Genomic DNA, 23,385 nt, shown 5'->3' on the forward strand with positions numbered 1-23,385 from the left:
CCGGCAGAAAGACGAAGCGGCCGGCCGCCCGAAGGCCCGGGAGTAGGAGTGGAACGATGAGCAAACGTGATTTCTATGAGGTGCTGGGGGTCGGCAAGGACGCTTCGCAGGAAGATATCAAGAAGGCGTACCGCAAACTGGCCCGCCAGTACCACCCGGACGTCAATAAAGCGGCCGATGCCGAATCAAAATTCAAGGAAGCCAAGGAAGCTTACGATGTGCTGAGCGACGACCAGCGCAAAGCCCAGTATGACCGGTTCGGCCATGTGGATCCGAATCAGGGCATGGGCGGCGGCGGTGCGCAGGACTTCGGCGGCTTCGGCGACCTCTTCGATATGTTCTTCGGCGGAGCGGGCGGCGGCGGACGCCGGAACCCGAACGCACCGCAGCGGGGCAACGATCTGCAGTATACGATGAACATCGAATTCAAGGAAGCCATCTTCGGCAAAAAGACGGAGATCCAGATTCCCCGGACCGAGAACTGCGACACGTGTCACGGCAGCGGTGCCAAGCCCGGTACGAAGCCGGAGACCTGCGGCGTCTGCCATGGCAGCGGGCAGCAGGAAGTCGTCCAGAATACCGCGTTCGGCCGGATCGTGAACCGCCGCGTCTGTTCCGCCTGCCAAGGGCAGGGACAGATCATCAAGGACAAGTGCTCTACTTGTCACGGGGCGGGCAAGGTCAAGAAGCAGCGCAAGATCAACCTGAACATCCCGGCTGGTGTGGACGACGGCGCACAACTGCGGGTGTCGGGCGAAGGCGAATCCGGAACCCGCGGAGGCCCCCCGGGCGACCTCTACGTGGTGCTGCGGGTGAAGTCGCATGACTTCTTCGAGCGCGAAGGCGACGATATCTATTGTGAAGTGCCGCTGACGTTCGTCCAAGCGGCGCTGGGTGATGAGATCGAGATCCCGACGCTGACAGAGAAGGTGAAGCTGAAGATCCCGGCGGGCACCCAGACCGATACGTATTTCCGGCTGAAGGGCAAGGGCGTGCCGCGTCTGCGCGGGTACGGTCAAGGCGACCAGCATGTCAAAGTGGTCGTCGTGACGCCGACAAGCCTCAACGACGATCAGAAGGAGCTCCTCCGCGAATTCTCCCGCACCAGCGGCGAGCATACGCACGAGCAGAATCAGTCGATCTTCGAGCGGATGAAGAAGGCGTTCCTGGGCGATTAATGGTCCTTTATAGCAGTGTAGGCACGGCAGCGAGATACATAGCTGCCGTGTTTTTTTATTTTTTCAAATCAGGGAGCAGCGCAAACCGGGGTGCGTAGGGGGGCAAGTTTACGTGCCGCCTTTGACCTCGTGTCCTCACCTCTAAATCAATTCAATGGGACACGAGGTCAACAGCGGCTGGAATCCCATACGCATTCCCTCCCATGTGCAAGAGTACCGCTCAGCACACAGCAAAGGTGTTGTGCTCTAGGGTTTGCGCTTCCGTCCTGCGCATATTCCCCTGGAATTTGCGGACAATACCAAAGCGGCGTATGTCCGCCAGATTGTATGGAAGGGAGTGTGGACCATGAGTCGCGGAAAGCAGGAGCGGTCCAGAGCGGAAGGTCAGCTGCCTATCGCCAAAAATGAGGACGTGGAATTCTCCAGCGAGCTGGCGGATGCGAACGATCTGCAAGCACAGGAACGTGCGGATCTGGCCGATGCCAGACAAGAGCAGGAATAGGAAGGGATACGTCATGGCAGATAAAAGCATTATGGCCTATTTTCATTCTCCGGCGCAGGCCGAGAGCTGTATCGGCAAGCTCAAAGCGCTGCGCGCTTCGGAAGTGCGCGTAGACAAGTTCGGCGAATATCCGGGGCCGGGTGTCCAGGAGACGATGAATCCGATCTCAGGGGATATTCCCTCGCTGGGCTATTTGACTTTGGGCGCCTCCGGGCTGGACCGGAATTCGGGTATTCTGGCGGCCACTGAGACCGATGCGAGCGGGTTCGGCGGTACCATGGCCGATGTCATGGAATCTTTCTCCGAGGAAGATGTATCCCGCCGGGATACGCTGATGACGGTCATTATTGACGAGTCGGTGGCGGAGCTCGCGTCGCAGATTATCCGGGAAGCCGGAGGCACGGCGTAGCTGGCACGCCGGCGCGTGGTATCAGAAGCAGCCGTTGACAACGGTTCTTCGCGTGAAGATTTCATGCGGGGGGCCGTTTTTGCGTTGGCGCAGGCGCCATATTTTTACCCGGGCCTCTTCTTGTTGTATACTAGAGCTTATGCACGCTAGGAAGATAGCGAAATTGTAGGAGGGACTACCCTGTGCGTTACCATGAAATTACCGTACATACGACGGAAGAAGCCATCGAGATGATCTCTAACTTTATACATGAACTCGGTGCAGGCGGTGTCTCGATCGAAGAATCGGGCACGCTGAACAAGAAGCGGGATACCTCGCTCGGCCAGTGGTACGAGACGCCGCTGAACGATATTCCGGAAGGGCGCGCCGTGATCAAAGGCTACTTCAACGAAGGCACCGAGATGGGGCCGATCATCAATGAACTGAAAGAACGCGTAGAGCAGCTCGCCGAGTTCGATATCGATACGGGCCACCCTACGTATGAGCTTCAGGATGTGGATGACGAAGATTGGGCGAACGCCTGGAAGCAGTATTTCAAGCCGCTGCGTGTCTCCGAGCGCCTGACGATCAAGCCGACTTGGGAAGAGTACACAGCGGGTCCGGAGGAGATCATTCTGGAGCTCGATCCGGGGATGGCATTCGGCACGGGAACCCATGCCACGACGGCACTGTGCCTGAGGACGCTGGAGAGCGTGATTCAAGGAGGTGAAGAGGTCATCGACGTCGGGACAGGCTCGGGGATTCTGGCGATCGCCGCGGCCAAGCTGGGTGCGAAGCATGTGCTTGCGCTGGATCTTGATCCGGTATCCGTTTCTTCCGCCACGGAGAATACGCACCTGAACGGCCTCGAGGAGCAGATTACCGTGAAGCTCAGCGACCTGCTCGGCGTGCTGAAGGAGAACGGAACGCAGGCAGAGAGCGGGGCGTCCATTGGAGTCAAGCTGCCTGTGAAGATTGTGGTGGCGAACATTCTGGCGGAGATTATCCTGATGTTCGTCAAGGATGTCTATGATGCGCTGGAGTCCGGGGGGACTTACATCGTATCGGGTATTATCCTGCCGAAGCAGGCGGTCGTCGAAGAGGCGCTGCAGGCCGAGGGCTTCGAGGTGACCGGCCGCAACGTCGAGGGAGACTGGGTCGTGATCATCGCGAGAAAGCCGTAGGTGGAGCGTGGATTGGAACTTTTTGGCCTATCCCGTTGATGAACTGCCCTTCGTGTTCTTGGCGCTGCTAATCGGGTTCACCGTTCATGAATTCTCACACGCGATTCTCGCAGACAAGTTCGGCGACCCGACGCCCCGCTCCATGGGCCGGGTGACCTTGAATCCCCGGGTGCATCTCGATGTGCTCGGGACGATTTTCTTCCTGGTCATCGGCATCGGATGGGCGAAGCCGGTTCTCGTCAACCGCAGCCGCTTCGCTTCGCCCCGGCTGATGGGGATTCTGGTCTCGATAGCCGGGCCGCTCAGCAACCTGATTCTAGCCCTGATTTCGGTCATCATCTATTACGCGCTGATGCGGTTCGGAGCTGTGGATTCGTTCTCCCTGGGGAGCAAGAAGGCCTTGGCGTATTTCTTCGAATATATGATCGGCATGAACGTACTGCTCTTCATTCTGAACCTGATTCCATTCCCGCCGCTCGACGGCTACCGGATACTCGAAGATCTGCTGCCCCGGCAAGTAATGCTGCGGGTGAAGCCTTATGAGCAGTGGCTCTTCTATGCGATTCTGCTCATGTTCTTCATCCCGCCGCTGCGGGCTGTAACGCTCGGGCCGATCTTCGCCATGCAGCATCCGATCATTCTGGGGATGAAGGGGCTGGCGGCAGGACTGCTTGGGATGAGATAACGGCGGAGCGGAGAGCGGGACAGGGGAATGATGGGAATACTGGTATTTCCGCCGCAAAACGTGTATGATGGAGGATGACCGTTTTTACATGTTCGCTATGTACAAGCGGTCTGACTATTTCTACTTGGAAATGAAGGGTAATCCGCATGCAGAGATATTTCATCGAGCCGGCGCAGTGGGCCGGTACGACGGTAACCATTACGGGCGATGACGCGCACCACCTGATCAAAGTGATGCGCGCACGGCCGGGCGACGAGTGCATCGTCAGCGACGGTGTGAGCCGGGAGGCGCTGGTGCGTCTTCATACACTCGAAGGCGGCCTGGTAACGGCGGAAGTCGCAGAAGAGCTTCCCATGGAAAGCGAGCCCCGGGTCGAAGTCTGGGTAGCACAGAGTCTGCCCAAGGGAGACAAGATGGAGCTTGTGATCCAGAAGGGAACGGAGATCGGCGCTTCCCGCTTCATTCCGTTCACTTCGGAGCGGACCGTCGTGCAGCTCGACGGTAAGAAGGAAGGCAAGCGCACCGAGAGGTGGCAGAAGATCGCCAAAGAGGCGGCGGAGCAGGCGCACCGTAACCGGATCCCCTCGGTCGAGGGCGTACGCACGTGGAAGAGCGTGATGGAGCTGGCCCGGGAGGCGGATGCGGCTCTGTTCTGCTATGAGAAGCAGGGCGAGCAGGCGCTGCGGTCCGTGATCCGCGGTGTGCTCAGCGGCCGGAAGGCGGATGAAGGACGGGCAAAGCTGCTCCTGATCGTCGGACCGGAAGGCGGATTCAGCGAACGCGAAGCCGCGGAAGCGGAGCTTGCAGGCTGCCGGCCCGTCGCCTTGGGGAGACGGATACTGCGTACGGAGACGGCTGCGATGGTGGGCCTGACCTGTATTTTATATGAAGCCGGAGAGATGGGAGGAGAAGAATAAATGGCAACAGTCGCTTTTCACACACTGGGCTGTAAGGTAAACTTCTATGATACGGAAGCGATCTGGCAGCTGTTTAAGCAGGAAGGCTATGAGCAGGTGGACTTTGAGGCTACGGCCGATGTGTATGTCATTAACACGTGCACGGTAACGAATACCGGAGACAAGAAGAGCCGCCAGATGATCCGCCGGGCGGTGCGACGCAATCCGGAGGCCATCGTGGCGGTAACGGGCTGCTACGCCCAGACGTCTCCCGCAGAGATCCTGGCGATCCCGGGCGTCGACCTGGTTATCGGCACGCAGGACCGTGACAAAATTATGGGCCTCGTCAAGCAGCTCGAAACCGAGCGCCAGCCGATCAACGCCGTGCGCAACATCATGAAGACACGGGCGTTCGAGGAGCTTGACGTTCCTGATTTTGCCGACCGTACCCGGGCGTTCCTCAAAATTCAGGAAGGCTGCAATAACTTCTGCACCTTCTGCATCATTCCGTGGTCACGCGGCCTCATGCGCAGCCGGGAGCCGCAGAGCGTGCTGGCTCAGGCACGGATGCTGGTCGATTCGGGCTTCCAGGAGATCGTCCTGACGGGCATTCATACCGGCGGGTACGGCGAGGATATGGAAGATTACAGCCTCGCGAAGCTGCTGTGGGATCTCGACAAGGTTGAGGGGCTGAAGCGCGTCCGGATCTCGTCGATCGAGGCGAGCCAGATCACGGATGAGGTGCTCGAGGTGCTCCAGCATTCGGACAAGATCGCCCGCCATCTGCATATACCGCTTCAGGCCGGCAGCGATGACGTGCTGAAGCGGATGCGCCGCAAATATACAACGGCCGAATTCGCGGCGAAGATCGAGCACATCCACCGCATTATGCCGGGCGTGGCCATCACGACGGATGTCATTGTCGGCTTCCCGGGCGAGACGGAAGAGATGTTCCGCGAAGGCTATGCGTTCATGGAACGGATGGGCTTCTCCGAGATGCACGTGTTCCCTTATTCAAAGCGGACCGGTACGCCGGCTGCCCGGATGGAGGATCAAGTGGACGAGGAGATCAAGAATGCGCGCGTTCATGAGCTCATTGACCTGTCGGAGAAGATGCAGCTGGCTTATGCCGAGCGGTTTGTCGGCGAAGTGCTGGAAGTGATCCCTGAGCGCGATTACAAAGGCCAGCCGGGCAGCGGCCTCGTCATGGGCTATTCAGACAACTACTTGCAGCTCGTATTCGAGGGCAGTGAAGAGTGGATCGGCCGCGTATGCCGCGTCCGCGTCACGGAAGCCGGCGTGAACGAATGCCGGGGAACGCTCGTGGAATTACCGGGCGAGGCGGGCGTCGTGACGCTGCCGAAGCGTCTGGCAGCGCAAAGCTCGGCGGAGTCCATTCCGGGACAGGCGGCCAAGGCGATCGTATAGCTGGCTGCCTCCGGACGATTCTAGCTGCTGTCTGATGACGGGCGGATCGCAGGAGCGGGCGGAGGTGCCGGATGGGCATATTTGGGGTATGAATAGGACAGAGGGATTTCATCAGGCGGGCTGAGATGCAGGCGGATACGCCTGGGTTCTGGGTCCGGCGGGTGAAGTCCTTTCCATTTGGAGAAGGAAGGGTGGTTCGATGAAAGAAATTTCAGCGGGAGGCGTGGTGTACCGCAAGGTCGACGGGGAAGTGCAGGTGCAGATGATCCAGGACCGTTACGGCAAGATCACCCTGCCCAAAGGAAAAATGGAACCGGGGGAAACCGTGGAAGAAACCGCCATCCGGGAGATTCTGGAGGAGACGGGAATCACGGGAACGATCCGCGAGCCCTTGGAGACCATCACCTATCAGTTCACGCTGAACGGCGTAGGGGTTGTGGACAAAGAGGTTCACTATTACCTGGTGGAAGCGACCGGGGGCACCCTGCAGGCCCAAGTGGAAGAAATCCGCGGGGTGGAATGGCTCCGGCCGATGGATGCGTGGCATCAACAGAAGAATGCGGGGTACGGCAACAATGACACAGTGCTGCACAAAGCGCTTACCGCTCTCGGATTCCAGGTGAACGGATAGAACGGCCAGCCGGGTGTCTACCCTTGTACATATCGTTATATCCTGTCTGAGCGGATGGCGGCCTTTGGGCTAGCCGTTCTATTCAATGAAAATCGGAGGCCTCTCATGGCAGTAGTGGTATTGCAGAAGAAACGCAAGAAAAGAATCGAAGAAGGCCATCCGTGGGTGTACCAGTCCGAGATCGACCGGGTGGACGGCGAAGCGGTTCCCGGCGGACTGATCGCCGTACATGCCGCCAATGGACAGTATTTGGCTACGGGGTATTACAACGCCGCTTCCCAGCTGGCTGTTCGGATTGTGTCCTTGGAGCCTATGGAAGAACTGACGCGCGAGTGGTTCGTCCGCCGCTTCCGGGAGTGCAGGGAACACCGGGAACGCTTCCTGCCGGATACGCGTTCCTACCGGCTCGTCTACGGTGAGGCGGATTTCCTGCCGGGGCTTATCGTCGACAAGTTCGAGGATGTACTTGTGGTTCAGGTACTGACGCTCGGGATGGAGCGGGCGCGTGAGGCCCTGGTGGAGGCACTGGTCGAAGTGATGGCGCCCGCAGGCATCTATGAACGCAGCGATGTGTCCGTCCGTGGACTTGAAGGGCTCGATCAGCGCAAAGGACTGCTCTACGGGGAGTGCCCGAGGCATATCACGATCCGGGAGAACGGTCTGCTGATGCAGGTCGATATCGAAGAAGGCCAGAAGACCGGTTATTTCTTCGACCAGCGCGAGAACCGTGCGGCCATTGAGCCGCTGATGAAGGGCTGGGGCCGCCGCAGCGGCATCGAAGTGAAGCCGCTCGTGCTCGACGACGGGACCTCGAAGCTCGTCCCGCTCAACAAGAGCGGCAGCGAAGTAACGTTCCCATATTGGGACGGAGCCACCGTGCTGGAGTGCTTCTCGCATACCGGAAGCTTCACGCTGCACGCCTGCCAGTACGGGGCGAAGAAGGTCACATGCCTCGACATCTCGGAGCATGCGGTCGAGACCGCCCGGGGCAATGTGGAGCTGAACGGCTTCGGGGACCGGGTCGAATTCGTCGTAGCCGATGCCTTCGATTACCTTCGCCAGCAGGCGAAGGGCCTGGATCAGCGTGCCGAACGCGGGCAGGCCGCGCAGAAGAAGGTTGATACATCCGTGCGCCTCGAAGCCAAGGGACGGACGTGGGATGTGGTCATCCTGGACCCGCCGGCGTTCGCGAAGTCCCGCAGCAGCGTGGAAGGTGCGTGCAGGGGGTATAAGGATATCAACCTGCATGGGATGAAGCTGGTCAATGAAGGCGGATATCTCGTGACCGCGAGCTGCTCCTATCACATGAAGCCGGAATTGTTCCTGGAGACCGTCCAGGCTGCCGCGCAGGATGCCGGCAAGACGCTTCGTCTGGTGGAATTCCGCAGCGCCGCCAAGGACCACCCGCGTATTCTCGGCGTGGACGAAGGCAACTATTTGAAGTTCGCTATTTTTGAAGTCCGCAGCCGCCGGTAAGAGACGCTGGGATTCTTAGAGACCCGCCGCTTCCTTCCGGGGAAAGGCGGGTTTTTGCTGTGGAATGTTGTGTGGTGTGGGCCGGGGGGAGTTAGGCGGCGTTGCGGATTCCGCCATATCTTTTCTTTTCGATGCCACAGGCGATATAATGACGTGGAGGGTTGCTGCAGACCATGCAGACCACAATGGAGGTGCGGACCATGAATACAGGCATGAGCATAGAGGAAGCGATACGCGGACGGCGGACTGTCGGCCGGGTGACCGGCGAAGAAGTGGCGCAGGAGTTGATCGAAGCGGTCCTGGAAGCGGGCAATTGGGCGCCAAGCCACCACGGTACGGAGCCGTGGCGGTTCTTCGTCATGAGAGGCAGCGGCCGGCAGCGCCTGGCGGATGCGTATGCGGACATTGCGGCCGAGGGGGCCAAAGCGGATGAACCGGCGGCGCTGGACGAACTGCGCCGCAAGAACGGGACCAAGGCCTACCGGGCTCCCGTGATCATTGCGGTCGCCGTGTCGCCCTCGGAGGCGAAGGGCGTCAGCCGCATCGAAGAGTTCGCAGCCACCCATTCGGCCGTGCAGAACATGCTGCTGATGACCCATGCCTTGGGATTGGGGGGCATCTGGCGTTCCGGCGAGCCAATGTATCATCCGCGGATGAAGGAAGCCTTCGCCTTGACGGAACGGGAAGAGCTCGTCGGTCTCTTGTACATCGGCTTCCCCGAGAAGCAGCCGCCGGATGGCAAGCGCCGTCCCGTCGAAGAAAAGACCGTATGGTTCACGGATTAATGGCTCCACTAGAGTAGGGGATTAGAGCAGAAGCTCTGAGTAGAAGCTCTGAGTAGAAGCTTAGAAAAGCAGCTTAATGAAAAGAAGCTTACAGCGCTTGGTTCAAGCAGGCTGTAAGCTTCTTTCGATTGTGGAGGGAGCCATAGCTCTGTGGAACCTGCTTGAGAACTCCAGACCGGAGGGCGGCAGGAAGACAGTGAGGGGGGCGTACCGTTGGTAACTGTCTTGTGAGAGGAGGGGGGACGGGGGCTCCTTTGGATTCCATGTGCCCCTCCTACGGACAAGCAGGCGGCAAGTAGGATTAGAGACCGTTGCGCAGCCATCTATACCTCAGCTATGCTCTCCGCTTATGGAAGCCGGCCTTGACCAGCTTCCATACAGCCCATGCTCTATAACCTGCCTACTCCAAACCTGCCTGTACGCCAGACCGGCAAGAACAGGAAGAAACGGAAGAAACGGCTACAGCGCCTGCTTCCAGCTTTGACCCGTGCTCCGCAGGCCGCTGCCGATCCGCAGGGACGGCATCCGCTCCGGCGTCCGTTTCTCCACATGCTTCAAGGTGGCGAGGACGGCTTTCTGTACGGCCGGCGTAGGGTCCTTGAGAAGCCGTTTCCACGAACGGGACAACCGGTCCCAGTGGGCGGAGACTTCGCTGGAAGCGAAGAGGCATACGGCATGCACGCGTACATTGGAATCGGCGCTGCCGATCCATTTGGCGAGACGGTGGGTAATTTCTTCCGGATAAGCGGGAAGCAGGAGGGGGCCCAGGGTGTGGGCGCTGATTGTCTTCTTGACGTCGGGGTGGGTGTCGCGCAGCAGAGGTTCGAGAAGGTCGAAGAGGGTACCGGCCCAGCTGTGGTGGCGGGTCTTCGCGGCCGCACGAATCGCATGCAGCGCGCAGAGGCGTACCGTGGGAACACGGTCGGTAACCCAGTCGACGAGATGGAGTGAGAAGCTGTCGAAGTGCTTCACGAGCAACGTGCCGCAGGCTTCGGCCGCCCACTTGCGCACGGGAGCATACGGGCTGCCGGCCAGGTGCTTCAGCAGTGCGGAGACGGCTTCGGGGTGACAGCCGTACTGTCCCTGGAGCAGGAATACGGCCATCTCCTGGCCGGCCTCGCTATCTTCTTCCGTCAGACGGAGGGCCAGCTTCAGAAGCTTGTCCGGTTGGTGCCACAGTGCGGTTTCGACCGCCTGGAGCGATTTATGTTTGAAGGCCCGCAGTTCGACGCCGGATAACTGGGAGGCCGTAGTATCCAAATAAGAGAGCAGCGGAGAGAAAGAGCCGTCGGCAGTAAGACCCGTCAGTAACGTTTCCAATGCGGGATGTTCGGCTAACATGTTCAGCACTCCTTCAAATAGGATCTTATAACAGCATTTTACAACAAATCACGGAACAGAACAAGTGTTCTCTATTATTTTTTTTGTGATATAATCATAGTGGTTCCAATACTCCCCTTATGCCGATAGGGTGTAGATTTGATAGAATAGAAGGATAAACGTTCGGAGCGGCAGCCTGGCATACAGAACCGAGCCGAGCCGAGCGATGATAAGCAGGGCGGCAACCGTACGGCGCAAGACCGTGACGGAGCCAGCCCATATTCATACCAACAAGCCCTCCTTTTGGCAGGACGGGCATTCCAATACAGCTTAGCCTGCGGGCAAAAAGCGGCAGCGAGGTGCAGGAATGGCATATCGGTTCGTGATCGGGAGAGCCGGAAGCGGCAAGACGACGTATTGCTTGGAAGAAATCAGGCAGAGGCTGGAGGAAAAGCCGGACGGACCTCCGGTGATTTGGCTCGTGCCGGAGCAAGCGACGTTTCAAACGGAGTATGCGCTGGTGAACGGACCGGGGCTCGGCGGCACGATGAGGGCGCAGGTGCTGAGCTTCCGCCGTTTGGCTTGGCGGGTCATGCAGGAAGTGGGGGGCACGGCACGCCTGCCGATCGACGAGATCGGGAAGAAGCTGCTGCTGCACCGTATATTACATAGAGGGAAGGACCGTCTGCGGAGGTTTCACGCTTCGGCGGACCAGATGGGATTCATCGATAACCTCAGCGAGATTCTCAGTGAGTTCAAGCGGTACTGCGTGGCTCCGGAGGATCTTCAGAACTACTATACACAGCGGTTCGGTGGCGGGCTTGGCGGCGGGTCGCTGGAGGACAAGCTGCACGACCTGCAGGTGGTCTATCACGAATTCGAGACGGAACTGTCCAAGCTCTATCTGGATGGCGAAGATTACTTGACGCTGCTTGCCCGGCAGCTGCCTGAGTCCGCTTATGTGAACGGCGCAGAAGTATGGGTCGACGGTTTTCACGGCTTCACGCCGCAGGAGCTTGCGGTTCTGGTGAAGCTGGGGGAGCGGGCCGGCTCGGTGAAGATCACGCTCTGTCTCCACCGTCCGTACATGCCCGGCGAGCCGCTGAACGAGCTGGAGCTCTTCCACCTGCCGGCACGCACTATGCAGAAGCTGCAGGAGGGGCTGAGGGAGGCTCAGGTTCCTGTACTGGACCCTGTTGTGCTGCCGGCAGCTCCTCCCATTCGTTTTGCGCAGCAGCCCATATTGGCTTACCTGGAGTCGCACTGGGGAGACCGCGTCAAGCAGCCTTGCCCCGTCGTTCCGCTGGAGCGCGCCGGCTCGCCGGTCCGCATCACCCAGGCAGCCGGCCGGAGAGCCGAAGTGGAAGGAGCCGCACGGGATATTATCGCTCTCGTCCGGGATAAGGGGTTGAGATGGAGGGACATCTCAGTTTCTCTTCGCGACGTAGAGTCGTATTGCGACCTCATCAAGGCGACGTTCGAGGATTACGGCATCCCGCATTTCTTCGACAGCAAAAGATCCATCCTGCATCACCCATTGGTCGAGCTTATCCGCTCCTCGCTGGAAGCCTGCGGCAACCACTGGAAGTATGATGCGGTGTTCCGGAGCATCAAGACAGGCTTCTTCCTGCCGCTGCCGGGCGCGGATACGGATCCGGAGACCGGGATCAGGATCGACCGCCATGCGATGGATCACCTGGAGAATTATGTGCTTGCCTTCGGTATTCAAGGCAGCCGGTGGACCGAGGACAAGGACTGGACTTACTCGTACCGGACCACTCTCGAAGACGAAGGCGAAGCGCGGGCGGCGGACGAAGCGTTCCTGAATCGGATCAATGCCTGCCGCAGACTGGTGGCGGCTCCGCTGGGCGAATTATACAAGAAACAGAAGGGCAGGAGGGAAACGGTCCGGGAGCGCGTGGAGACCTTATACGGTTTTCTCGTGAGGCTGGGTGTACCGGAGCGTCTCGAGTATTGGAGCCAGAAGGCGCTGAAGGACGGGGAACCGGAAACCGCGCGCCTGCACGGACAAGTGTGGGAGCGGGTTATGGACGTGCTCGATCAGCTTGTAGAGCTTATGGGACACGAGACGGTCACGTTGGAGCTGTTCACGGATCTGCTCGAGACGGGCCTGGAGAGCATCCGGCTCGGCCTCGTGCCGCCCACGCTCGATCAGGTGCTGGTCGGCAGCATGGATCGCACACGTTCCGGGAAGATCAAACATACGTTCGTGATCGGGGCTTCGGAGGGTGTCATGCCCGCCAAGCTGCCGGACAAAGGACTGCTGACGGAAGCGGAGCGGGAGCTCTTGGCCCAAAGCGGGCTCGAAACCGCCGACAGCGGCCGCAGAAGGCTGCTCGACGAATCGTTCCTCATGTACTATGCCTTCTGTACGCCGAGCGAGGGGCTGTGGATTTCCTATCCTCTCGCGGACGAAGAAGGCAAAACCCTGCTGCCTTCCGATGTCATCCGCCAGCTCAAACGGCTGTTCCCCTATGTCAAAGAGCGGCTGCTGCTCCACGACCCGGAAGCGGAAGGCCATCCGGGCGAGCACCTGGAATATGTGTCACGGCCGGGCCAAGCGTTCTCACTCCTGTCGGTGCAGCTTAGGCAGTGGCTGCGCGGGGCTCCGATGAACGTCATATGGTGGTCGGTGTACAACTGGTTCACGCGGCTGCCTGAGCACGACAAGGCCAAGGAGCTGTCGCGGATGGTGGGTGCGCTCCGGTATACGGGAGGCGCGCAGCCCCTGTCGCCGGAGACGAGCCGGCTGCTGTACGGGGACCTTATCCAGACGAGCGTGTCGCGTATGGAACGCTTCGTGGCCTGCCCGTTCTCCCAGTTCTCCTCCCACGGGCTGAGACTCAAGGAGAGGCGGATCTTCCGCCTGGAGGCGCCGGATGTGGGGCAGCTCTTCCACGCCGCCCTCAGCCAGTTTGTAGAGCAGGCAGAGCGGGAGCAGATGGATTGGCATGAGCTGACGGCGCAGGAATCCGCCCGGCGGGCGGCAGCGGTGATCGATGCGCTGGCCCCGAGACTCCAGGGGGAGATCCTTCTGAGCTCGGAGCGGTACTTGTATATTGCGCGTAAGCTGAAGCAGGTGGTCGGACGGGCCGCCCTGATGCTCGGCGAACATGCCAAGCGGGGCCAGTTCCGGCCGATCGGCCTCGAGGTCGGCTTCGGCAGCGGGCAGCAGATTCCGCCGCTCGAGTATACGCTGCCGAACGGCGTGCAGATGGAACTGCGCGGACGGATCGACCGGATCGACCGGGCGGATACCGACAAAGGGACGCTGCTGCGGGTCATCGACTACAAATCGAGCGCGAAGACACTGAACATGGCGGAAGTGTACTATGGGCTGTCCCTGCAGATGCTGACATACCTGGATGTCATCCTGACCCATGCTCCAATCTGGCTCGGGAAGGAAGCGGAGCCGGCAGGCGTGCTCTACTTCCATGTGCATAACCCGCTGCTGAATGTGAAGAACGGCCTGACGGTGGAGCAGATCGACAAGGAGCTCAAGAAGCGGTTCAAAATGCGGGGCCTCCTCAAAGCGGATCCGGAAGTCATCACGCTGATGGATAACCACCTGGCCGGCTCAAGCGGGCATTCGGAACTGCTGCCGGCGGCGCTCAAGGCAGACGGGTCGTTCTATAAGAACTCGTCCGTCGCCTCGGATGCCGAGTGGGACACGGTGCGGGAGCACGTACGCAACACCATCCGGGAGATCGGTACTTCGATGACGGACGGCGAGATCGGCGTTCATCCGTACCGGATGGGCAACCATGTGGCTTGCAGCGGCTGCTCCTTCCGGCCGGTGTGCCAGTTCGACCCTCAGCTCGAAGACAACGAATACCGGATCCTGTCCCCGATGGGCAAGGAGATGGCCTGGGAGCTCATGGCGAAGAAGAACCGGCGTGCGGACGAAGCCAGGCGCAAGGGCTCGTTCCGGGGAGCGGCAGCCGGCCGGAGCAAACCGGCGGCAGGCGGGTATGACCCGCAGGAAGCGAAGGGCCGGCAGCTCTCCTTCCCACTGGAAGAAGCTGCTGAGGATGCGGAAGAAGGGCTGCCGGAGATCGGAGACGGCAGTACGGGGGATGGAGGCGCTGAAGCGTGAGTATTCACTATATACCTAAGCCGGAAGGCAGCACATGGACCGACGACCAGTGGAACGCGATCGCGGTCCGCGGGCATTCGATGCTGGTCGCGGCAGCAGCGGGATCCGGCAAGACAGCGGTGCTCGTCGAGCGGATTATCCGCCGGATCGCTGATGAGTCGGACCCGGTCGACGTCGACCGGCTGCTCGTGGCGACGTTCACGAAGGCGGCGGCCGCCGAGATGCGGCACCGGATTGCCGAGGCGCTGGAGAAGGCGCTGAACGCGAACCCCGAATCGGAGCATCTGCGCAAGCAGCTCGCGCTGATTCCGAGGGCGTCGATCACGACGCTGCATTCCTTCTGTATGGAAGTCATACAGCGGCACTATCAGCGTGTGGGGCTTGATCCGGGCTTCCGGATCGCGAACGAGACGGAGACGGCGCTGATGCGTCAAGATCTGCTCGAAGACCTGCTCGAGGAGAAATACGGAGCTTCGCCGGAGGACGATCCGTTCTGGCTCCTGGCGGATTCCTTCAGCGGAGACAAGAGCGACGATGCATTGTTCAAGCTCATCCAGCGGCTCTACGACGATTCGCGGAGTCATCCATGGCCTGAGGATTGGCTGCAGGACTGCGCTGCAATGTTCACAAGCGCAGAGCTTACGGAAGAGAACCCATGGGTGTCCAGTCTGAAGGCTTACCTGCGCGTGGAGCTGCAGGGGGCGCAGGCGCTGCTGGAGGAGGCCGAAGAGACGGCGATGCTGCCGTCGGGACCGGATCCGTATCTTGCCAATCTGCAGGACGACCTGGCCGTAGTCCGGGGTCTTCGCGGGAAGGCGGAGGCCTCGTCTTGGGCAGAGCTGTATGAGGCGTTTCAGATGGCGTCTTTTGGCAAGCTCAAGGCCTGCAAAGGCGACGGCTACGACAAGGAACTCCAGGAGCGCGTGAAGGAGCTTCGCGGGGAAGCGAAGGACCGAATCGCCGATCTGAAGGAAGAGTTGTTCTCCCGTACGCCGGAACAGTACGCCGCCGAGCTGCGGACCGTGGCTCCGCTGATGAAGCTGCTGGTGGACGTGGTGCTGGAGTTCGGCGGGCGGTTCCGCAAGGCGAAGCTGGCCAAAGGGCTTGTCGATTTTGCCGATCTCGAGCACTATTGTCTGCGCATCCTGTGCGGCGAAGGAGCTGGTCCCGGCGGATTGACGCCTTCGGCTGCCGCTCTGGAATACAGGGAGCAGTTCGTGGAAGTGCTCCTCGACGAGTACCAGGACACGAACCGGGTGCAGGAGGCGATCGTCGAACTGATTGCACGCGAGACCCCGGGCAACCGGTTCATGGTCGGAGACGTGAAGCAGAGCATCTACCGCTTCCGTCTGGCGGAGCCCGGCTTGTTCCAGGAGAAGTACAAGAGCTACCTGCTGGACGGCACGCAGCCCGGACAGCGGATTGACCTCGCCCGCAACTTCCGCAGCCGCCGTCAGGTGGTGGACGGAACGAATTACATTTTCCGCCAGCTGATGAGCGAAGGGGTCGGAGAGATCGATTACGACGAGCGGGCGGAGCTGGCCTATGGGGCAGGATATCCGGATCCCGCGCCGGGCAGCGAAGATTTCTCAGCGGATCTGGTGCTCATCGACCGGTCCGCGGGCGAGAGTGCTGGTGATGCCGGGGGAGACGAAGCGGAACGACCGGGCAAAGAAGAAGGCGCCGCCGCCGATGATCTCGCGGCTGAGGCGGCAGAGCTGGAAGCGGTCCAGCTCGAAGCCCGGTACATCGCGCAGCGGATCCGTCACATGATGGCTATGGACGGCGGTAAGAAACTGCAGGTGTATGATAAGGGCAGCCAAGGCACCCGCGACGTCGCTTTCCGCGATATCGTTATCCTGCTGCGTGCCACGCAGCAGTGGGGGCCGGTGCTTATCGAGGAGCTCAGGGGACTCGGTATTCCCGCTTATGCCGAACTGAATACAGGCTACTTTACGGCGGTCGAAGTGCAGATGCTCCTCTCCCTCCTGCAGATCATCGACAACCCGTATCAGGACATTCCACTCGCGTCGGTGCTCCGTTCGCCGATCGCAGGGCTTGAGGACGAAGAACTGGCCCATATCCGGATCTGCCGTCCTCACGGATCCTTCTACGATGCGGTGCGGGCTTATGCGAGGCAGGAGACTCTGGATGCAGAGGGGGCGGCGAAGCCTGCTGCTGATGAAGAGGCAGCGGGGACAACTGGCATACCGCCGGCAGGCGAATCTGTCGTCGGCGCTTCCGGCAGCCTCCTGTCTGCTGCAGCATCGGAAAGCGGGGAGGACGCACCGTATCCGGCTTCCGCTTCGGATTCGAAGCGTTTGGACTCGGCCCGCTCGGATCTGACCCGTTCGGATTCGGAGACTCCCCTTCCTACTCGTTTGGATTTCAATGAAGAGCCTCCCTGCGAGCAGGACGGCGGATTTGCCCGCAGGGAGGAACTGCAGGCGAAGCTGTTGCACTTCCTGGGCCGGCTGCGTACCTGGAGAGCCTTTGCGCAGCAGGGCTCCGTAGCGGATCTCATCTGGCGGATCTACCGGGAGACGAAGGTTCTCGATTTTGTCGGGGGCCTTCCCGGAGGCGGGCAGCGCCAGGCGAACCTGCGAGCGCTCTATGACCGCGCCAGACAGTACGAGAACACCTCGTTCCGCGGGCTGTTCCGTTTTCTGCGGTTCATCGAGCGGATGCAGCGCAGCGGGGGAGACCTAGGAGCGGCGCGTGCGCTCGGCGAGCAGGAAGACGTCGTGCGGATCATGACGATCCACAAGAGCAAAGGGCTGGAGTTCCCTGTCGTCTTCGTGGCCGGTCTGAACAAAGGCTTCAACCGCCGCGACCTTACCGACCCGTTCCTCCTCCATAAGGAGCTGGGCTTCGGGCCGAAGCTGACGGATACGGAGCACCGGGTGAGCTATCCGACCTTGCCTTGGCTTGCCATCAAGCGCAAGATCGGGATGGAGATGCTCGCCGAAGAGATGCGCGTCCTCTACGTAGCCCTGACCCGGGCCCGGGAGAAGCTGATCCTGGTGGCCTCGGTCCGTTCGGCGGAGAAGCTGGCGAAGTCGTGGACCCGGTTCGTGAGGCACAAGGACGCTCGGCTGCCCGACGACGCATTGGCCAAAGCGCGGAACTACCTCGACTGGGTCGGCCCGGCCGTTATCCGGCATCCCGATGCGGAGATGCTTCGTGCGGCGGCGGATACCGACTTTGAACACCGCCCGTTCCTGGATGGCGAATCGTCCAGATGGAATGTGCGGCTGATCCGCGGAGACTTGTTCGCGGGCATGGCCCAAGCGGCGGCGGGGGAAGCGGACTTCAGCGAGGAGCGATGGGAACAGGTGCAGCGCTACGAACCGGTCGAAGGTACGGAGCGTTACGAAGCCGAGGTATGGCGCCGGCTGGATTGGACGTATCCGGGCGCCGGTGCGTCCCAAGTATTGTCGAAGACGTCGGTAACGGAACTCAAGCGGCTCTCCGAGCACCACAAGCTGCTCGAAACGCTGTCGGAGGAGCCTTCGCCCACGCTATGGGGGGAGGCGGACGGCAGGCAGGGGACGATCGCGGCCGGCGAGCTTGCGGAGTCCGGTACGGGCCCGGGATATTACCGCCCGGTTATTGTACGCAGGCCCCGCTTTCTGGAGCAGGAGCAGAGCAATGCGGCGGAGCGCGGCACCGTCTTCCATTCGGTGATGCAGCAGATCCCGCTGAAGCCGGCTCCCACGGAGGAACAGATCAGGGAAACGTTGGCCGCGATGGTAGCCCGGGAGCTGTTGACGCCGGCACAGATGGATATGGTGGATCCGGCCGTGATTCTCTCGTTCTTCGGGAGCGTGCTGGGTGCTCGGCTCCAGCAGGCCGTGCGCATTCACCGCGAGGTGCCGTTCAGCTGCGCCATGCGGGCTGCCGACGTCAATCCTTCGGTAGAAGATCTTCCGGAGGACGAGACGGTGATGCTGCAGGGGGTTATCGACTGCCTGATCGATGAAGGCGACGGGCTGGTGCTGCTCGATTATAAGACCGACCGGCTCAAGGGCGGCTCGCCGCAGGCGGCTGCCGGCAGGTACAAGATGCAGCTCGAGCTGTATGCACGGGCCGTGGAGAAGATCTGGAAGCGGCCGGTGACGGCCAAATATATTTTTCTGTTCGACGGGGCTCATATCGTGGAATTATAGGGCTTGCCGTCCCGCTGCGCCCGGGTACAAGGGGCAGACGCAAGCTGGGAACCATGTAAAGGAAATGGCATAAGCCTATCTCCTCCCGCATAGCTGTTGTATACTAGAGAGACAACAAGCACTTACGGGAGGGGACAAGGTATGTCACAGAAGCATTCGCTGCCGGACCGGCCGGCTGCGCCTGCAGGGCGCGGCGGTCGTCCGGTTTTTGATTTGTCGGGAACGGTGCAAAGGATCCGCCCTGCGGCGCTGAGGCTGATGCTGGTGTCGGCCGTAGCGGGGACAGCGGTATTCAGCGCGGGGGCGCCGGTCAAGGCGGATGCGATCTGGAACCGCTGGCAGGCCGCCGACCAGGCGGTAGCACAGGGCCAGCCGGCCAAGGCCGTTCCGCATTGGACCTTCTTAACCGACCATTATGCCGCGCTTGGCGATTGGCAGAATGCGGCGCTCTTCGCCGGACGCCTCGACGAGTACTTCGACAAGGCAGGCGACTATGAGCAGGCAATCCGGTACTACGAGCTGGAGAACCAGTATTGGCTGAAGGCCGGCAAGGATTGGGGAGCCGTAGATCTGCAGCGCGCCGAACAGATCCGCACGACGGTGGAAGCTTATATCCGGATCTCGGATCCGGAGGCGCTGAAGCGGCAGGCGGCCCCGGCAAGCGGCAAGCTGGAGAAATTCGAACCGGCTTACGGCTCATATATCGGAATGTATACCGAGCGAGATCCGCAAATGCTCAATTATTTTGACCGATCCGAGCAGTTTTATAACAAGAAGCATGCGCTGTATCTGGCTTATGCCCCGGTGACCGCCGCGTTCCCGGAGCAGTATGCGGAGAGGGCAAAGCAGGCCGGCGCTGCGCTGCAGATCGGCTGGGAACCGGGCGGCGGACTCGATACCGTGACGGAGAGCGTCGTCCGCTCGTGGGCGAAGGGCGCCAAGGAAGCGGGAATTCCGATCTTCCTGCGGTATGCCAGCGAGATGAACGGACCCTGGGTCGCCTGGCATGGGGATCCGAAGAAGTACATTGAGAAGTTCCGTATGGTCCACGACATCATGGCGCAGGAAGCGCCGAACGTGGCGATGGTCTGGAGCCCCGGCGAAGTGCCGATGTATTCCATGGATACCTATTATCCCGGCGATGCCTACGTGGATTGGGTTGGTGTCAGCACTTATAACGAACCCTATGAGAACGGCGATCCGAAGCAGGGCAACATGCAGGCGACCTCCCCGATTGAGCGGCTGGATTATTTGTACAAGACGTATGCGGCCCGGAAGCCGCTAATGATCAGCGAGACGGCCGTGTCCCACTATGCGAACATTCCGCAGGAGTCGTTCACGGATTACGGTCTGCTGAATCTGCAGCGGGTGTACGACATTCTCCCGGCCAAATACCCGCGGCTGAAGTCGATCACTTACTTTAACGTGAATCTGGAGCTGACCGAATCCAAAAACAATTACCTGCTGCGGGACAACGACGCGATGATGAAGCTCTACACCCGCTTGATCGCTCCCCAGCGCTTCTTGAGCAAGGTAGAGAATGCGGCGGTCCCTGCGGACCGGACGGGCTACGTGCCGCTTTCCGCTGACGTTCCGTTCACCCAGGGGACCCGGATCGTGCCGTTCGTCAAAATTCCGGAAGTGTATATCGGTAAAGTGGAATATGCTCTAAACGGACAGCTCCTGGATACCCAGACGGCTCCACCTTTTGCCATCGAATTGGCGGCTGGAAGCGTACCGGAAGGATCGGTCCTGAAGATCGCGGTCTATAACCGGGACGGGGTGAAACGGGCGGAGAAATCGTTCGGCATTACTTCCGGCGTAGCCGTCAAGGTGGACGGGAAGGAGCTCGCGTTCGAACAGCCCCCGGTCATTCGGGACGGCAGTACGCTGACGCCGCTTCGGGCGATCTTCGAGTCCATGGGCGCCGAAGTGAGCTGGGACGCGGCCACGAAGACGGCGACTGCCGTGAAGGGCGGCACGAAGGTATCCATTGCCATCGGCAGCAGCACAGCCCGGCGGAACAGCGAGATGTTCTCTCTGGAAGTTCCGGCACAGCTGGTCGGCGGGTATACGATGGTGCCGGCACGCTTTGTCTCGGAAGCCTTCGGAGCGGAAGTGAAATGGGATGGCGGCACGAGAACGGTCGATATCCGGACTTCCGCGGGCGCGCTGTCTGCGAAGACGGAAGCCGCTGAGCAGCAGGTGCTCGCTTATGAGGAATATGCTCCGGCAGATCAGCCTGCGGCCTCAGAGTCGAAGCCGTCGGGATGGTACGTTTGGCTGAAGCGCCAAGCCTCCCGCCTGGCTGATCTTATCGGCGGCTGGATATAGCGGCAGACCGCTTCACGCGCAGCGAGCCGGAAGCAAGCTTGACGGCAGAGGCGGCTGCATAACCCAAAAAACTCCACGTATGTTCCGCTTGGGCGGGACAATCGTGGAGTTTTTGGGTTATAGAGAATGCGCTGCAAGTTTCTGCGCATTCTCGTCTCAAGCCAAGGGCTTACCTGTGTTCCGCGGTGGCCGGAAGCTCGCCCAAGATCGCTTTGGCCGCATTCCGCGCACTGGAGAAGGCGCGTTCGGCCAGCTCGCCTTTGCCTTCGCAGCCGTCTCCGCAGAAGTAGAACGGCACATTCTCCACTCGGCCCGGAAGCAGCCGGTTGTCGGCAATGTTCTTGACAGAGGCTACCATGGCTTTCTTGGAGACGCGTTTGACTTCTGTCGCCTCGCGCCAGCCGGGATAATACTGGTCGAACAGCGCCTCCATCTGCTTGGTCTTATCGTCCAGGTAAGCTTTGCGCTCGGCATCGCCTTCGAACTTGTCGCTGAGATATGCGATTCCCTGCAGCAGCTGGCCGCCCGGCGGCACCAACGTATGGTCCGTAGCTGATACGTCGCTGATGAAGAGCTTGTTGTCCATGTCGCTGATATAGCTGAACGGGCGGGCAACGACATGCTTTAGGCCGATGTCATAGACCATGACTTCCGTCGCCGTGTTGTCCTCGTAGGGAGCGAGGAACGGTTCCCACGGGGTTCCGTTGAGCAGCTTGACGACCTGCTGCACGGGCATCGCGAAGATCACTCGGTCGAATGCCTCTTCGCGGTTCTTGGTCGACAGGTGGAATTTACGGTCCGCATAGCGGATTCCGTCTACGCCTTCCTGCAGGGCAAGATTCCAGCGTCCACCGAGGGAGATCTTCTGCTTGAGCTGGTTCGTAATGACCGCCCAGCTGCCGAGAATATAATTCACGGGTCTCATCGACAGGAAGAGATTGTGGTAATATTCGCTGATTACGGCGCCGCGCACCTTGCGTGCCTCCTCCGGCGCAATGAAGAAGTTGGAGCACACGAGATGCTCCCACAGTTCCTTGACGTCCTCGTCGGCGTCGGACTGGGCGAGATAATCACCAAGCGTATCGTAATTGCGCAGCGTATGGATGTTGGCGATAATGGCCGTGATCTCGCCGACAAAACGAACCTTCTGCATCGGATTCAGCAGGTCGGTCCGCATCAGATTAACGAAGTCCAGCGGGGCCGGAGTAAGATCCCCGTGCTTAGCGTACATAACCTTCCGTTTGTCGACCTGCTTGGAGCTGAACGACATGCCGAGCTCGCGCTCCATCTCGCTGATGGAATGGCGGTCGATGCCGTAGATGGCGTGGGCGCCGTAGTTCAGGGTGAAGCCTGCTTTTTCGTATGTGAAGGCCCTTCCTCCGAGCTGCGGGCTGCGCTCAAACAGGACGCCTTCCACCCCGGGATGCTCAGACAAGTATGCGGCGGCCGTCAAACCCGCCAGCCCTCCACCGATTATAGCCACTTTCATAAGTTGTTCTCCCTTTCGTTCTGGTTCTGTCCACAAGGGGGCGCCCCCGGTTCGGCTGCGGATGCCGTGCCAAGTCCATGCCAGCCCTTCCTGCATCCGGCTCTGCAGCGGCGGTCCGTCTTCGGCGGCACACCATTCGATCAAGATACCGAAATAGACGGTAACGAGCATATGCGCTCTTCCTTGGTCCGGAAGCCAGCGCTGAAGGCTTCCGTGCAGGTGGCGCCTCCATTCCTCCATGGCGGTCTTCAGCCCGTCATTCTGCAGGGACAAGGCCAGCCAGCTGCGAATCAGCCGGGGCGAGGCGCTTGCCGCCTCCGCGAGATCGAGCATCAGGCGGTTGACATGGCTTTCGAGCGATTGCACTTCGGATGGTTTGCGGGCAGACCAGGCTTCGATGATCTCGGTTTGCTTCCGCGGAATTTCTCTTAATATTTCATCTTTGCCTTTAAAATAGTGATAAAATGTGCCCTTCGAGGTGCGGGTTGCCGCGATGATATCATCCACGGAAACCTGTTCATACCCTTTCTCGATAAAGAGCTCCAGGGCCACTTCCATGAGATAGTCACGCTTCTTCCGCGTCGCCGCACGCATAAAACGGTTCAAGGCGGATCCTCCTTCGAAGGCCGGCAGCCGGCCTTTCAGCGGTGCTCCTTGTAGTATATTCTATTCTTAGACCGTTAGTCTAGATTGGGATCGCAGTTTCCTGAATAAGAGGCGAAAGGAGGGGGGATACATGGGCCCTGCACCCGAATTTTCAATCCGGACTCCGATGTCCTTTGAATGGATTGGATTCTGTTCAT

The 23,385-nt window shown here is 60.2% G+C and carries 15 protein-coding genes; 13 read left to right on the top strand and 2 right to left on the bottom strand.

Going from position 1 to position 23,385, the window contains the following annotated elements; all coding sequences use genetic code 11:
* Window positions 1-56 precede the first annotated feature (56 nt).
* From dnaJ to O9H32_RS04370, 10 genes are all read left to right on the top strand, one after another.
* Window positions 57-1,178 (top strand): molecular chaperone DnaJ, encoded by a 1,122-nt coding sequence (gene dnaJ / locus O9H32_RS04325; RefSeq protein ID WP_269864633.1) that lies wholly within the window; start codon window positions 57-59, stop codon window positions 1,176-1,178.
* A gap of 346 nt (window positions 1,179-1,524) precedes the next feature.
* Window positions 1,525-1,680, top strand: coding sequence for a YfhD family protein (locus O9H32_RS04330; RefSeq protein ID WP_269864634.1), 156 nt, complete (start codon window positions 1,525-1,527; stop codon window positions 1,678-1,680).
* Between the two features lie 13 nt (window positions 1,681-1,693).
* Window positions 1,694-2,089 carry a hypothetical protein gene (locus O9H32_RS04335; RefSeq protein ID WP_269864635.1) on the top strand — a complete coding sequence of 132 codons (396 nt, stop codon included), beginning with the start codon at window positions 1,694-1,696 and terminating at the stop codon, window positions 2,087-2,089.
* Between the two features lie 182 nt (window positions 2,090-2,271).
* Window positions 2,272-3,252: a 50S ribosomal protein L11 methyltransferase gene (prmA, locus tag O9H32_RS04340; RefSeq protein WP_269864636.1), complete on the top strand. Its 981-nt coding sequence runs from the start codon at window positions 2,272-2,274 to the stop codon at window positions 3,250-3,252.
* 7 nt (window positions 3,253-3,259) lie between these two features.
* Entirely contained in the window at window positions 3,260-3,937 is a 678-nt protein-coding gene (locus tag O9H32_RS04345; RefSeq protein ID WP_269864637.1) for a site-2 protease family protein, read from the top strand.
* A 146-nt stretch (window positions 3,938-4,083) separates the two neighbouring features.
* Window positions 4,084-4,854, top strand: a complete 771-nt coding sequence (locus tag O9H32_RS04350) for a 16S rRNA (uracil(1498)-N(3))-methyltransferase (protein WP_269864638.1) — start codon at window positions 4,084-4,086, stop codon at window positions 4,852-4,854.
* The gene (mtaB, locus tag O9H32_RS04355; protein ID WP_269864639.1) at window positions 4,855-6,261 is read left to right on the top strand and encodes a tRNA (N(6)-L-threonylcarbamoyladenosine(37)-C(2))-methylthiotransferase MtaB; all 1,407 of its coding nucleotides are present in this window, start codon (window positions 4,855-4,857) and stop codon (window positions 6,259-6,261) included.
* Window positions 6,262-6,460: 199 nt separating this feature from the next.
* The gene (locus O9H32_RS04360; protein WP_269864640.1) at window positions 6,461-6,892 is read left to right on the top strand and encodes an NUDIX hydrolase; all 432 of its coding nucleotides are present in this window, start codon (window positions 6,461-6,463) and stop codon (window positions 6,890-6,892) included.
* Window positions 6,893-6,997: 105 nt separating this feature from the next.
* Complete coding sequence (locus O9H32_RS04365) at window positions 6,998-8,368, top strand: class I SAM-dependent rRNA methyltransferase (RefSeq protein WP_269864641.1); 1,371 nt, start codon at window positions 6,998-7,000, stop codon at window positions 8,366-8,368.
* A 200-nt stretch (window positions 8,369-8,568) separates the two neighbouring features.
* A complete protein-coding gene (locus tag O9H32_RS04370) occupies window positions 8,569-9,153 on the top strand; it encodes a nitroreductase family protein (RefSeq protein WP_269864642.1) in 585 nt (194 codons plus the stop codon).
* A gap of 459 nt (window positions 9,154-9,612) precedes the next feature.
* On the opposite strand, the gene O9H32_RS04375 is transcribed toward O9H32_RS04370, so the two are convergent.
* The gene (locus O9H32_RS04375; RefSeq protein ID WP_269864643.1) at window positions 9,613-10,494 is read right to left on the bottom strand and encodes a HEAT repeat domain-containing protein; all 882 of its coding nucleotides are present in this window, start codon (window positions 10,492-10,494) and stop codon (window positions 9,613-9,615) included.
* Between the two features lie 346 nt (window positions 10,495-10,840).
* Here O9H32_RS04375 and addB point away from each other — a divergent pair, with 346 nt between their 5' ends.
* The 3 genes from addB (at window position 10,841) to O9H32_RS04390 (ending at window position 21,093) form a co-directional block, all read left to right on the top strand.
* Window positions 10,841-14,590, top strand: coding sequence for a helicase-exonuclease AddAB subunit AddB (gene addB / locus O9H32_RS04380; RefSeq protein ID WP_269864644.1), 3,750 nt, complete (start codon window positions 10,841-10,843; stop codon window positions 14,588-14,590).
* A complete protein-coding gene (gene addA / locus O9H32_RS04385; RefSeq protein ID WP_269864645.1) occupies window positions 14,587-18,759 on the top strand; it encodes a helicase-exonuclease AddAB subunit AddA in 4,173 nt (1,390 codons plus the stop codon). Before addB ends, addA begins: the two co-directional genes overlap by 4 nt.
* A gap of 141 nt (window positions 18,760-18,900) precedes the next feature.
* Window positions 18,901-21,093 carry a stalk domain-containing protein gene (locus tag O9H32_RS04390; protein WP_269864646.1) on the top strand — a complete coding sequence of 731 codons (2,193 nt, stop codon included), beginning with the start codon at window positions 18,901-18,903 and terminating at the stop codon, window positions 21,091-21,093.
* A gap of 169 nt (window positions 21,094-21,262) precedes the next feature.
* Here the strand turns inward: O9H32_RS04390 and O9H32_RS04395 are convergent, their stop codons facing one another.
* Entirely contained in the window at window positions 21,263-23,188 is a 1,926-nt protein-coding gene (locus tag O9H32_RS04395; protein ID WP_269864647.1) for an FAD-dependent oxidoreductase, read from the bottom strand.
* Window positions 23,189-23,385 lie beyond the last annotated feature (197 nt).

This window comes from Paenibacillus caseinilyticus, assembly GCF_027533645.1.
In the GTDB taxonomy this organism is placed as follows: Bacteria; Bacillota; Bacilli; order Paenibacillales; family NBRC-103111; genus Paenibacillus_G; species Paenibacillus_G caseinilyticus.

Coding starts and splice junctions, on each gene's coding strand:
- O9H32_RS04375 (WP_269864643.1), bottom strand. CDS start 10,494: ATGTTAGCCGAACATCCCGCATTGGAAACGTTACTGACGGGTCTTACT.
- O9H32_RS04390 (WP_269864646.1), top strand. CDS start 18,901: ATGTCACAGAAGCATTCGCTGCCGGACCGGCCGGCTGCGCCTGCAGGG.
- O9H32_RS04350 (WP_269864638.1), top strand. CDS start 4,084: ATGCAGAGATATTTCATCGAGCCGGCGCAGTGGGCCGGTACGACGGTA.
- addB (WP_269864644.1), top strand. CDS start 10,841: ATGGCATATCGGTTCGTGATCGGGAGAGCCGGAAGCGGCAAGACGACG.
- O9H32_RS04370 (WP_269864642.1), top strand. CDS start 8,569: ATGAATACAGGCATGAGCATAGAGGAAGCGATACGCGGACGGCGGACT.
- O9H32_RS04365 (WP_269864641.1), top strand. CDS start 6,998: ATGGCAGTAGTGGTATTGCAGAAGAAACGCAAGAAAAGAATCGAAGAA.
- O9H32_RS04360 (WP_269864640.1), top strand. CDS start 6,461: ATGAAAGAAATTTCAGCGGGAGGCGTGGTGTACCGCAAGGTCGACGGG.
- mtaB (WP_269864639.1), top strand. CDS start 4,855: ATGGCAACAGTCGCTTTTCACACACTGGGCTGTAAGGTAAACTTCTAT.
- O9H32_RS04335 (WP_269864635.1), top strand. CDS start 1,694: ATGGCAGATAAAAGCATTATGGCCTATTTTCATTCTCCGGCGCAGGCC.
- O9H32_RS04330 (WP_269864634.1), top strand. CDS start 1,525: ATGAGTCGCGGAAAGCAGGAGCGGTCCAGAGCGGAAGGTCAGCTGCCT.
- dnaJ (WP_269864633.1), top strand. CDS start 57: ATGAGCAAACGTGATTTCTATGAGGTGCTGGGGGTCGGCAAGGACGCT.